8 protein-coding genes are annotated in these 12,818 nt (G+C 40.9%); 6 read left to right on the forward strand and 2 right to left on the reverse strand.

Annotated features, from left to right (window positions below; all coding sequences use genetic code 11):
• The first annotated feature begins 129 nt into the window (after window positions 1–129).
• The 3 genes from mraY to ACWIX0_RS08185 are packed head-to-tail and all read left to right on the forward strand — an operon-like array spanning window position 130 to window position 6,622.
• The gene (mraY, locus tag ACWIX0_RS08175; RefSeq protein ID WP_454173508.1) at window positions 130–1,194 is read left to right on the forward strand and encodes a phospho-N-acetylmuramoyl-pentapeptide-transferase; all 1,065 of its coding nucleotides are present in this window, start codon (window positions 130–132) and stop codon (window positions 1,192–1,194) included.
• The gene (locus ACWIX0_RS08180; protein WP_454173510.1) at window positions 1,194–2,879 is read left to right on the forward strand and encodes a Mur ligase family protein; all 1,686 of its coding nucleotides are present in this window, start codon (window positions 1,194–1,196) and stop codon (window positions 2,877–2,879) included. Before mraY ends, ACWIX0_RS08180 begins: the two co-directional genes overlap by 1 nt.
• An 8-nt stretch (window positions 2,880–2,887) precedes the next feature.
• On the forward strand, window positions 2,888–6,622 hold the full coding sequence (locus ACWIX0_RS08185) for a valine--tRNA ligase (RefSeq protein ID WP_454173512.1): 3,735 nt from the start codon (window positions 2,888–2,890) through the stop codon (window positions 6,620–6,622).
• A gap of 177 nt (window positions 6,623–6,799) precedes the next feature.
• Here the strand turns inward: ACWIX0_RS08185 and ACWIX0_RS08190 are convergent, their stop codons facing one another.
• Both ACWIX0_RS08190 and pseB read right to left on the reverse strand, forming a co-directional pair.
• Window positions 6,800–7,045 (reverse strand): hypothetical protein, encoded by a 246-nt coding sequence (locus tag ACWIX0_RS08190; RefSeq protein ID WP_454173514.1) that lies wholly within the window; start codon window positions 7,043–7,045, stop codon window positions 6,800–6,802.
• A 456-nt stretch (window positions 7,046–7,501) separates the two neighbouring features.
• Window positions 7,502–8,539, reverse strand: coding sequence for a UDP-N-acetylglucosamine 4,6-dehydratase (inverting) (gene pseB / locus ACWIX0_RS08195; protein WP_454173515.1), 1,038 nt, complete (start codon window positions 8,537–8,539; stop codon window positions 7,502–7,504).
• A gap of 132 nt (window positions 8,540–8,671) precedes the next feature.
• On the opposite strand from pseB, the gene ACWIX0_RS08200 reads away from it, so the two are divergent.
• The 3 genes from ACWIX0_RS08200 to ACWIX0_RS08210 all read left to right on the forward strand — a co-directional run.
• Window positions 8,672–10,240: a bifunctional 2-C-methyl-D-erythritol 4-phosphate cytidylyltransferase/2-C-methyl-D-erythritol 2,4-cyclodiphosphate synthase gene (locus tag ACWIX0_RS08200; RefSeq protein WP_454173517.1), complete on the forward strand. Its 1,569-nt coding sequence runs from the start codon at window positions 8,672–8,674 to the stop codon at window positions 10,238–10,240.
• 105 nt (window positions 10,241–10,345) lie between these two features.
• Window positions 10,346–11,239 (forward strand): response regulator, encoded by an 894-nt coding sequence (locus tag ACWIX0_RS08205; RefSeq protein WP_454173519.1) that lies wholly within the window; start codon window positions 10,346–10,348, stop codon window positions 11,237–11,239.
• A 192-nt stretch (window positions 11,240–11,431) separates the two neighbouring features.
• Window positions 11,432–12,818 (forward strand): PDC sensor domain-containing protein (locus ACWIX0_RS08210; RefSeq protein ID WP_454173521.1); only part of this gene is annotated, 1,387 nt, incomplete at its 3' end.

Here is a 12,818-nt window from a genome sequence, read left to right on the forward strand (position 1 = left end):
ATCTTACTAAACACTATCTAAATCATCTAAATCCACAAACTATAAAATCCACACAAAATCTAAGCACAAAAAACAGACACAAAAACCCTACAAAACCTCCACCAAATAATCGCACCTTAAGGAGAATCCGTGCTTTACTACCTCTACTCATATTTTGATATAAATATTTTTCGCTACCTTACATTTCGCGCAGGGATTAGCTTTTTTGTGGGATTTTTGCTATGCGTGTTTTTGATGCCATATTTTATCTCTTGGGCAAAGAAGCGAAAATCTATCCAGCCTATCTCACGCTATGTCCCCGCACACAAAAGCAAATCAAACACCCCAACGATGGGCGGGGCAGTATTTATCTTTAGCACCGCTCTAGCCTCACTTCTTTGCGTCCAGCTTAGCAATATCTTTGCCACGCTTGGCATCATCGTGCTTGTGCTTTTTGGACTCATCGGCGCAAAAGATGACTATATGAAAATATCTCACAAAACCAACGCAGGAATGAGTGCGCGCTCTAAAATGCTGTTTTTGTTTGTCGCTTCTTTTGGCGTGTGTTTGATTTTGTATTATTGTGCGCATTTAAGCTCGGATTTTTATATCCCCTTTGTCAAAAATCCCGTTTTTAAGCTAAGCAACTACCCCGCGCTAATGCTCGCATTTTGGGTGCTTGTTTTTTTAGCTAGCACCAATGCCGTAAATGTAACTGATGGGCTAGATGGGCTAGCCACCGTGCCTAGTATCTGCGCGATTTTTACACTTTGTGTGTTTGTGTATTTATCGGGCAATATCGAGCTTAGCAAGTATTTATTTTTGCCAAAAGTAAATGCAGGCGAACTAATGGTTGTAGGTGTCGCGCTTATCGGCTCTTTGCTAGGATTTCTTTGGTATAACTGCCACCCTGCACAAGTATTTATGGGCGATAGTGGTAGCCTATCTATCGGCGGATTTATGGCATATATGGCGGTGGTGTCAAACAACGAAGTATTGCTGATTTTAATCGGCTTTGTCTTTGTCATAGAGACATTATCAGTGATGCTTCAAATCGGCAGCTACAAGACGCGCAAAAAGCGCATTTTCCTTATGGCGCCTATCCATCATCATTTTGAAAAAAAAGGCTGGGCAGAAAACAAAATCATTGTGCGATTTTGGGTAATTGCAATTTTAGTAAATCTAATCGCCCTGCTTAGCATAAAGGTGCGCTAATGGCGAGCAAAAACGATTTTTTGCAAAATCTAGCAAAATCTAGCGACAAATCCGCGCTAAAGATTCCACCGCATTTGTTTCCAAACGACATTAGCGTCTTTGGCTATGGCGTTACAAGCAAGCCTTTTGTGGAGTTTATAAACTCTCTTGGCAAAAGTTGCAAAATATATGATGATAAATTTGCTAAAAATCCAAAATCTAGTGATGAAAAAAGTAGCGATTTGAGAGAGGATTTTGGCAAATGCGAACAAAGCGATAAAAATGGCAATATCTTGCTCCCACCTAGCGCGTTTTGTGCGAGGGAATCTAGCTTAGAATTTATAAGCCCCGGGATTTTGCCTACGCATAAATATTTTTCGCTAGCACAAAATCCTATCGGCGAATATGATTTTGTATGGGAGCTTATGAGCGCAAATGATATTAGTCTAAAAAGTATTTGGATAAGCGGGACAAATGGCAAAACCACCACCACGCAAATGCTAACCCACTTGCTAAAATCTTTTGGTGCGCTTAGCGGGGGAAATATCGGCACACCGCTTACCACGCTAGCAAGGGAATATGCTAAAAATCTTGCGAATTTTAGGGACACAAAAGCGCAGGATTTTAGCGATTTTACCGCGCCTTTGTGGGTGCTAGAATCTAGCTCATTTGCTATGCACTACGCACACATAGCCACCCCGCACATTTACCTGCTTTTGCCCCTTAGTCAAGACCATATCAGCTGGCATAATGGCTTTAGTGGCTATGTGGAGGACAAACTGCGTGTTTTAAACCGAATGGATAAAAACTCTTTTGCTTTGCTCCCACAAGAGCTAAAAACGCAAAAAATCGTGCAAGAATATGTGGCTAGAAATGGCAAAGATAGCGCGATTTTTTATGTAGATTCTAGCTCTTTGGCGGAGTTTTGTGGAGTGGGGGCAAAATCTATCCCCTTTGCAGAGCCGTTTTTGCTTGATAGCCTTGTGGCACTAAGTGGCGCACTTTTGGCACAAAAAATAGGCTTGCTAGATTCTAGCGCAAAAACTAACGCAGATTTTAGCTCAAAATCTAGCGCGAATTTGGCGTATTTTTTGGATAGGCTAGAGTCTTTTCACATAGGAGCGCACAGAATCGAGGAGTTTTATGAGCCTTGCTTAGCTAAAAGCACACACACAACTTCTAGCCCAACAACTAAATGGCTATGGGTAGATGACTCCAAAGGCACAAATACTGATGCGACATTGCAAGCATTTAAGCGATACAAAGGCAGGCGCATTTATGCTATTCTTGGTGGCGATGATAAGGGAGCAGATATTGAGCCTATTTTTTCACTGCTAGCAAATGGTTTTGGTGCTACAAATAGCGACAATAGCCTTGTCAAACTATTTGCCATCGGTAGCAATGAAGCTAAAATCTTATCGCTAGCAAAAAAATATCGCATTTTCGCGCTTGCCTGTGAAAATCTAAAAACTGCGATAGATTCTATAAAAAATACGCGAGAGCAAGATATGCAAGATTTTCTAAAATCTAGCCACAAAACTAACGCAAAATCTAGCCCTAACGCAAAATCAAAGCAGGATTTAGATTTTATCGCCTCTTTTGTAGGGCTACTATCCCCAGCCGCTGCTAGCCTAGACCAATTTAGCTCTTACAAAGAGAGAGGCGAACTTTTTAAAAAATACGCGCTAGAATCTACAACGATTTAGGAGCAACAATGAGCAAAAAAACAAACAATAAAAATCAGCAAAACCCCACACAAGACGCACAAGAAAAGCTAGCCTACAACCCAAAAGCCATAGAATCTAAAATCTATGAAATCTGCAAAAATAGAGGGTATTTTGAGATAGAGGGCAACGCAGATATAGCCCAAAAACGCCAAGAAAGATTGCGCAAAAAGCAAAAAAACGGCGAAAAAATCAACCCAAAAGACACGCATTTTTGCATAATGATGCCCCCACCAAATGTAACGGGCGTGCTACACATAGGACACGCTTTGACGCTTAGTTTGCAAGATATTATCGTGAGATTTAAGCGAATGCAGGGCTACACCACGCTATATCAGCCCGGACTTGATCACGCAGGGATAGCCACCCAAAATGTCGTAGAAAAGCAACTACTAGCAAAAGGAATCAAAAAAGAAGAGCTAGGCAGGGAAGAATTTATCAAAAAAGTATGGGAGTGGAAAGAGGAATCTGGTGGCAAGATTTTGGGACAAATGGAGGCTTTGGGCATCTCTCCTGCGCTATCGCGCACGCGCTTTACGATGGATAAAGGCTTGCAACAAGCTGTGAGAGAAGCATTTGTCGCGTGGTATGAAAAGGGGCTAATTTATGAGGGGGATTATATGGTGAATTGGTGCACGCACGATGGGGCGCTAAGCGATATTGAGGTGCAGTATGAAGCGCAAGAGACGAAGTTGTATTATATTGCTTATAAAATCGTTGAAGGCAATTCGTCTTTGGGCGAAAGCAATTTGTCTTTGGGTAATCATTGTAGAGATTTTGCAGATTTTGAGGGTTCGCAGGCGATACAGCCTAGCTTACCCCCAAAATCTACAAAAAACTCCACAAGCAGCACCGCAAATACTAGAATTGTGAGGGAAAATGATGGCATAGATTCTAGCGATTGCGTCATTGCGAGCAAGCAAGGCGAGCGTGGCAATCCACAAAAAAAAGGCAACATAAATCCCCCCTCCCCAAATTATCAAAATATGGCGGAGGGGACTATAAATGATAAAAAAAATCCCCCCTCCATTGCGGAGGGGGTTAGGGGGAGGGTAAAATCTCCATTAGAATCTAGCCTAGAATCTAATGCCAAATCGTCATTGCGAGACTTGCCAACGGCAAGTCGTGGCAATCCACAAACAAAAATTTGTCATACTGATGGAGCGCAAGAAAGCGAAGTATCTCAAAGCTCAAATAGCAAGCGAGATACTTTGATTTCTACGAAATCTAAGCCCGACAAAAATCAATTAGAAATAAACTACCACGCAAATGCAGACACTTTTACTCACAACGACAAAATCACATTCCCACAAGACGCCCTTGTAGTCGCCACCACGCGCCCAGAGACATTTTTTGGCGATGTCGCTGTGATGATAAATCCTAACGATTCTCGCTACGCCCACCTAATCGGACAAAAAGTCATACTGCCACTGCTAGAAAAAGAAATCCCCATAATTGCCGATAGCGCGGTAGATATGGAGTTTGGCACGGGCGTGGTAAAAGTAACCCCCGCACACGATATAAACGACTATGAAGTCGGCAAAAGGCACAGCTTAGAAAACCTCGTAATCTTTGATGAAAAGGGAATCTTTAATGAAAACGCGCAAGGGTTTGCAGGGAGAGAGCGACTAGAAGCTAGAGAAGACATAGTCGCCGCGCTAGATTCTTGCGGTGCTTTGCTAAAAACGGAGGACTATCAAAATCAAGTTGGCACTTGCTATCGTTGCGGAAATCTAATCGAGCCATATATCTCAAAACAATGGTTTGTCTCAAAAGAAGTCGCCACAAACGCCATAAAGCGCGTAAATGATGGCGAGACAAAATTTTATCCAAGCGCGTGGCTAAATAATTTTAACGCGTGGATGAGGGAGCTTCGCCCGTGGTGCATCTCGCGTCAGCTATGGTGGGGACATAGGATTCCTATTTGGGATTGTCAAAATCCAAAATGCCTCCATCGCTTTGCCTCCAAAAATGAAGTAGAGTCTAGCTGTCCAAAATGTGGCGGTGAGGTGGTGCAAGAAAAAGATGTGCTAGATACTTGGTTTAGTTCGGGGTTGTGGGCGTTTAGCACGCTAGGCTGGGGCAATTCGTCTTTGGGTAATGGCAATTCGTCTGCGGGTAGCCATTGCATAGATTTTGTAGATTTTGAGGGTTCGCAGGCGATACAGCCTAGCTCACTCCCAAAATCTGCAAAAAACTCCACAAGCACCACCTCACCAACTTCGATTGATAGAAAAAATGGTGTGGATTATGTATCGCAAGATTATAGTAAAAATGCGGATTTTAGCGCAAATAGCGATATTCCGTCATTGCGAGCGAGCGATAGCGAGCGTGGCAATCCACAAAAAACAGACAACATAAATCCCCCCTCCCCAAATTATCAAAATATGGCGGGGGGGACTATAAATGATAAAAAAAATCCCCCCTCCCTTGCGGATGGGGTTAGAGGGAGGGTAGAATATCTCAACAACAACGATTCTAGCACTCCATACGCCCCCGATGATTTGGCAAACTTTTATCCAAATTCACTGCTTATCACGGGCTTTGACATACTTTTCTTTTGGGTAGCTAGAATGCTTTTTAGCGGGGAATCCCTGCTTGGCAAACTACCATTTAGAGATATTTACCTGCACGCATTAGTGCGCGATGAAAATGGACAAAAGATGAGCAAATCACGCGGAAATGTCATAGACCCGTTAGAAATGATAGACAAATACGGAGCGGATTCTCTGCGATTTAGCCTAGCCTATCTTTGCGCTCAAGGGCGTGATATACGGCTATCAAGCGCACAACTAGAAATCAGCAAAAATTTTGCAAACAAGCTTTTTAACGCCACGCAATTTTTGCGACTATATGCTCATCAAATAGATTCTAGCTTCAATGGATTTTGCGAGATTAGCCAAATATCACAATATAAAACCCCGCTTGGCAAATATGCCAAATCTCGCCTAAATGTCGCAACTAGCGAGATTATAAACGCGCTAGAATCATATCGGTTTAATGATGGGGCAAGTGTGCTTTATCGCTTTTTGTGGGGGGAATTTTGCGATTGGTGCATCGAGCTAGCAAAGGCTCAAAAAGAGGCGATACACGAGCTAGGAGCGGTGCTAATAGACGCGCTAAAACTGCTTTGCCCATATATGCCATTTATCAGTGAGGAGCTATATCACAGCCTAAAGGGGCAAACGCTAGAGAGCGCACAAAGCATTATGATTGCGGAGTTTCCTAGCGAATCTACGCGGGATTTGGAGATAGAAGCAGAATTTGAAAGCATAAAAAATGCGATAATTTCTTTGCGCAGGCTAAAAGCTAGCGTGGATTTGGCAAATAAGCCCATAGAGAGAGCCTATATCGAGTTTGACAAACGCGTAAAAAACAATGCAAAATCCCTAGAATCTATCCAAAAGCTAGCGCGAGTAGAATCTGTGCAAATGCTTGATAGCACGCAAATAGATATAAAAAATTGCGTGGTGGATATAGGCGAGGGAGTCAAATGCTACTTGCCGCTAGATAATATTGATTTAGAGCCGATTTTATCACGGCTAGATGCCCAAAAGACAAAACTACAAAAAGAGCGCGAAAAGCTAGAATCTAACCTAAAAAATGATAGATTCCTCTCAAACGCACCAAAAGAAGTGGTATCAAAGCTAGAATCTAGCCTGCAAGAAGTCCTACAAAAGCTAGAAAAAATCCAAAGCGAGATAAAGACGCTAGATAGAAAGTAAGATTTTGCGTGCCATAGCTTTTAAAGTTTTTTTAAGATTTTGGGTTTTTAGTGTTTTATGTGAAGTGTTTTTTGGTGTGTTTTGGTTGATTGTAGGGGGTGATAAAAGTCTGCCTAAAATCGCTAGTTAGACAAAAATCAAAGTTAAAAAAAATTGAAGTGTTTTAGATTTTGTGTTTTATTGCTCTCTGCCACCGCTTTTTCCCCCTCCCCACATCCATTTTTCCTGCAAGTTTTTCTCACTAGATATATAGTCTGTCCCCGCATATCCGCTTTTGCCATTTCGCATTTTGCGTATGGAGTCTAGGTTTTGTGTCATTTTTTCGATTCGCATTTTTTGTGAATCCTGCACTTTGATGACAGCTATACTTACCACCACCAAAGCCACCGCTCCTAGCACGCCTATCATTACTTTTAGCACCATTTTGTATCCCTGTGTTTTTGTAGATTTTAAGGCTTTTTGTAAAGCCTTTTTGATTAAAGTTGCTTAAAATCTTATGTTTAAGCCCATCGCTTGAGATAAGTCAATAAAACTAACTGACTGATAAAAATTATTGATTGAAACTCTAACAAAAAATAGTTAATCAATAATTTTTATTTATTAGATTTTATTTATGCGTTGCGTATTGCGTTTTTAAGCCCTTATGTTTTGTCATTTTGCATACAAAATCCTTACAATACAAAATCCACACGCCACTACGCAAATCAAAACAAAAACTAAAAACAAAATACTACCCCCCCCCCTAACTTAAAATTCGCTTAAATTTATAATATTTTTTTTAAAATCCTAACAACGCTAGCAAAATCTATCATAGCCTTTATACAACCACTATCCCAAAACCTAACCCACCAAACCCCCTTAAATCCCCCACAAAATCCACTACATTTCATTAGCGATTTTTACTAGCTCTTCTGCGCTTAGCCATTGCGTGTTTTTATCACTTGAGTATTCAAATCCATCTTGTAGATTTTGCACTTGCTCTGTTTGTGCGCTATCACTAGATTTTACTACTTTTTTGCCCACTTCGCCATTGCGCGTCTTGGCATAATCAATAGGCGATTGAAAAACAATACTAGGCTCTATCAAATAAAAATCATCAAACTCAAAACAATGCCTTGAATCATCAAGCGGAATCATCACTTCGTGCAGTTTCTCTCCCGCCCTTATGCCGATTTGCTTAGTAGGCAGATTTGGAGCGAGTGCTTTTGCTAGCTCTGTTATGCGCATACTTGGGATTTTGGGGACAAATATTTCGCCCCCCTGCATTCTCTCTAGACTCTTTAGCACAAACTCCACCCCCTGCTCCAAAGTGATAAAAAACCTTGTCATTCGCAAATCCGTGATGGGAATCTCTTTTGCCCCCTGCGCGACAAGTCGCTTAAACAACGGCACAACACTCCCCCGACTTCCCACGACATTGCCATACCTAACCACGCTAAAAAGCGATTTTTTCGCCCCCTTTATGTTGTTTGCACTTACAAAAAGTTTATCTGAACAAAGTTTTGTCGCGCCATAGAGATTGATAGGATTTGCCGCTTTGTCGGTGGATAGGGCGATGATATGCCCTACGCTATTTTTTAGGCACGCAGAGATGACATTGCTTGCGCCATCTATGTTTGTTTTTATGCACTCGGTGGGGTTGTATTCTGCGATTGGGACTTGCTTGAGCGCAGCTGCGTGTATGCAAATATCAACCCCCACAAGCGCGGATTCTAACCGCGCCAAATCCCTCACATCACCGATAAAATATCGCATCGATTTATCATTATAAACTTGACTCATTTCATATTGTTTTAGCTCATCTCGGCTATACACGATAAGCCTTGCTGGGCGGTATTTTTTTAGCACGATTTCTACAAATTTTTTGCCAAAGCTCCCCGTGCCACCAGTGATTAAGATATGTTTGCCATTAAGCATTACGCCCCTTTATGAAATTTTTTAAGCTATTTTAGTCAATCTAGCCCAAACGCAAGCCATTTTAAGCCAAAGCCACAAAAATATTAGTTTAGATTTTGCCCTTTTTGTGTCGTTGCCATATTTTTTATCATCTTGCAAGCATTAAATATTCCAAGCCAAAATCAATCTCTATATGCGCAAAATCTACCAAAATCCCCGCAAAATTTTAAACTCGCAAAATCCATTTTTTCCCAAACGCATTCAAACGCGTTTTTCAAATATTCACAAAATAGATTTTGTGTATTTTTTACGCATTTTTCAAATCCAATATTTGACAAAAAATCGTATAATTTCTACCCTAAAATCAAACCAAAAAGGCATAAAATCTATATGGCGACAACCACCACAAACAACATTTCTTCTATGGATTCTATCACGCATTGCAATCTCACTTCTTTTGCCAAAGAGACTACTTTGATTTTGCTAAGTGCGGGAGAATCTACCCGCTTTACAAAGCATTTCCCCGTAAAAAAACAATGGCTTAGCATAAATGGCGAACCATTGTGGTTATTTCTAGCAAATCGATGTGCAAAATTTTTTGATTTTGGAGAGATATTGCTTAGCGCAAATGCCGCCGAGCAGGGCTATATGTCAAAAATGTGTCCTTACAAAATCATAACGGGCGGGGATTCTCGCCAAGATTCTTTACTAAACGCGCTACAAGCGGTAAAAACAAAATGGGTGCTAGTAAGCGATGTGGCAAGATTTGGGATTGATTATGACATTATAAAAAGGCTTTTTTGCGAAGCGATAGTATCTAAGACGCCAAAAAAAACTACAAACAATAAAGAGATTTCAAGTGATATTGATTGCGTAGTGCCAACTCTATGCGTGCCTGATACAGTGGTGTATGAAAGCACATATATTAAGCGCGAATCCCTGCTTCGTATCCAAACCCCCCAACTCTCAAAAACCGCCTCTTTGCTTAGTGCGCTAAATGCTACTTCAAACAAACAAAACGCTCACGCAACATACGAAACTTATACTGATGAGAGTAGCGCGATAACTGCCAATGGTGGCAAAGTCGCTTTTATACAAGGCAAAGAATCCTTGCATAAGCTAACCTTTATCCACGATTTGCAAAAACTATCAGATTTTGCAAGCAAAATCCATAGCGACACAAGCCACACCAACGAGATACGAGATATTTTCATAGGAAACGGAATCGATGTGCATAGCTTTGAGAGTGGCAAAAAAATGGTGCTAGGAGGCGTGGAGATAGAATCTAAATTTGGGTTTAAGGCTCATAGCGATGGCGATGTAGCACTTCATAGCCTTATAGATGCCCTGCTTGGCGCGATAGGGGCGGGCGATATAGGAGAGTGGTTTCCAGACAATGACAATGCGTATAAAAATGCCGATTCTAAAGAGTTGCTAAAAAAAGTGGTAGATTTTTTGGGTAATGTCGGTTTTGTGATAAACAATATCGATATGACGATTATCGCTCAAATCCCAAAAATATCCCCTTATAAACGCGCCTTGCAAGAGTCCATCGCCACACTTCTAAGTATCCCGCTATACGCGGTAAATATCAAAGCCACCACCACAGAGCAGCTAGGATTTATCGGGCGTGGCGAGGGGGTATGCGTGATGACTTCAGCATTGCTAAAACGATTTGATTGGCTATCTTATGCAAAAAACATAGAATCTTACCCGACATAAGATATTGCCCGCGCATAAATCTAGCTAAAATTAGCAAAATCTAAGCGCGATTTTGACAAAACCAAAATCTAGCAAAAAAGTAAAATCCCAAAACAAAGGACACAAATGACAATTCTTATCTTAGAGCCAGAAATATACCTCGCAGAATCCCTGCTAGGCAATCTTGAAGAAGCAGGCTATGAATGCACCATATCCACAGAGATACCAAAAGATAGGGCAGATTTTGATGTCATACTCATCTCATCAAATCTCTATGACAACGCCTGTGAAACATTCATAAAAAAGCACGCAAATAGCTCTATTATCATTATGCTAGTATCTTATGCCAATGATGACACCATAAAAAAGCCAATCTCAGCAGGCGCAAAAGACTGCGTGCTAAAACCATTTTCTACCGATGAGATTTTGCGCAAAATCGCTCATTACCACGAGTTTGCCAAAATCCAAAAAACACTTAGCTTTTATAATTCATATTTCAACTTCGTCCAAAGCGAGCTAAACACCCCTCATCTTATCTCATATAGCCCGCCTTTTGTCATCAAAAGCACCTCACAAAGAAGCGCGGATATTTATGCGATGAAATATGCCAAAGACAAAAATCTATCCTTTGATTTTATCACGCTAAAAAACACCGACTACAAAGAGCTACTAGAGCAATCCCCTCGCAAAAGCAAAATCTCATATATCACAAACCTAGAAGAGCTAAAAAGGAGCGAACGAAGGGAGTTTTTAGAAGCGGTTACAAAGTATCCTTTTATTATGTCGTGCATCTCCACAGACAAAATCTTTTTCCCTCAAATCATTGATATTTGCTCCATACCAAATACCCAAGAAATCGGAGGGGACATAATGTCTATCACAGATTATGTCAAAACGATCGTTACGAGGTTTGAAAATCGCTACCCTGACATCGAGCTAGCAAAAAAGCTAGGTATGAGTCGCAAAAGTCTATGGGAAAAACGAAAAAAATACGGATTATTGCGAAAAAAGCAGAAATAATCCAAAACACAAGAATATTTTAAGATATTTTTTCTTACAATACAATCTTTTAGAAACCTTAAAAAGTTAGGCTATTTTCCACATTCTAACACATCAAAAGTGCGCTAAGATTGTGGCAAAATCTTTTGGCATTACACACAAATAGAGGGAAAACAGGGGAAAATCTAATTCGGGGACATAAGGAGTAAGAAAATGGAATCTTGGAGAAATATGAAACTTGGCACGCGAGTAGCGTTGTTTATCAATGGCATAGTGATGCTATGTATGCTTGTTATGGCATTTGGAATCATAAAAAGAAGCTCAAGCATACAGATTGAAGAATCCCACAAGCTAATCGACAATATTTCAGCAAGGTTTGCTAGCTTTTTGCAAGACCAGATAAATGAAGCCTTTGCTATGCTAGAATCTAGCGGAGGAAGCATAGAATATGTGCTATCAAATCCGCGCTTTGATAATGAAGAAATTTTGCAAAGCACCATTTCAAGCACGCTTGATAACAATCCTTGGGCGACACTAGGCTATGTGTATTTGCAAGATTCTACCCCACTAGGAGGGATAAAAAACGCCAAACACAGACTTCCAAATGGCGAATTTTTAATCATCGCTAGAGACAAAACCCCAGATACAAAAGGTGGCATAAGCATAATCGATGCAGACCCTGTGCTTACGAGTTTTAAGGGCTTGCAAAAAGCAATGAGTAGTGGCAAAATCGCTATTAGCAACCCCGCATTTAAGAGACTAACAAGCATAGGCGAAGTCTATGGCGTATCGCTAAATGTCCCTATTATTTTAAATGGCAAAGTCATAGGCGTGGTTGGGCTACTTATAGAAGCTAGCAACATAGGCGATGAGATTTTATCAAGTGCCAAAGAGGCGTTAAAAGCCGAAGGTGTCGTGCCATTTGTCCTTACCCAAGACAACACGATTATTATCCACCCTCGCAAAGAATGGCAGGGCGAAGAACTCCTATCTGTAAATAAAACCCCCTCCGCTTCTAAATTAGCAAAAGGCGTAACAGACAAAAAAGATGGCATTTACGAATACCGCACAAGCAATGGCGACATAAGCTGGACAGGGGTAAAATCCTTTGAAGCGGGCAAAGGTAGCGGGACTTATTGGAGTATGGTATTTGCCCTCCCTGAAGAGCAAGTCATAGCCCCTGTAAATGCCCTCCGCAATATCGTGTTATTTAGCATTGTTGTTTCATTAGTATTTATCGTATCTGTGGTGTTTATCTACATTAGCAAACGAGTTGTAAGCAGGATTGATAATATTTCTAGCCAGCTGTTTGGATTTTTTGATTATCTAAATCACAAAACCGATGTCTTGCCACCATTTTTGCAACCAAAAGCAAAAGATGAGCTAGGCGCAATGGCAATGGCAATCAACGAAAATGTAGAAAATACCCAAAAAAACCTAGACCAAGACGCAGCCCTAGTCAAAGAATCCCTAGAAATTTTTAACCATATAGAATCAAGTGGCGTAATAGATAGGCTCATCACTTTGCAAGGTAGCAATCCCCAGCTAAACGCTCTAAAAGAAGCCGTAAATACGCTATTAAAAGGAATAAATAATGCCG

This window comes from Helicobacter sp. T3_23-1059 (assembly GCF_053654515.1).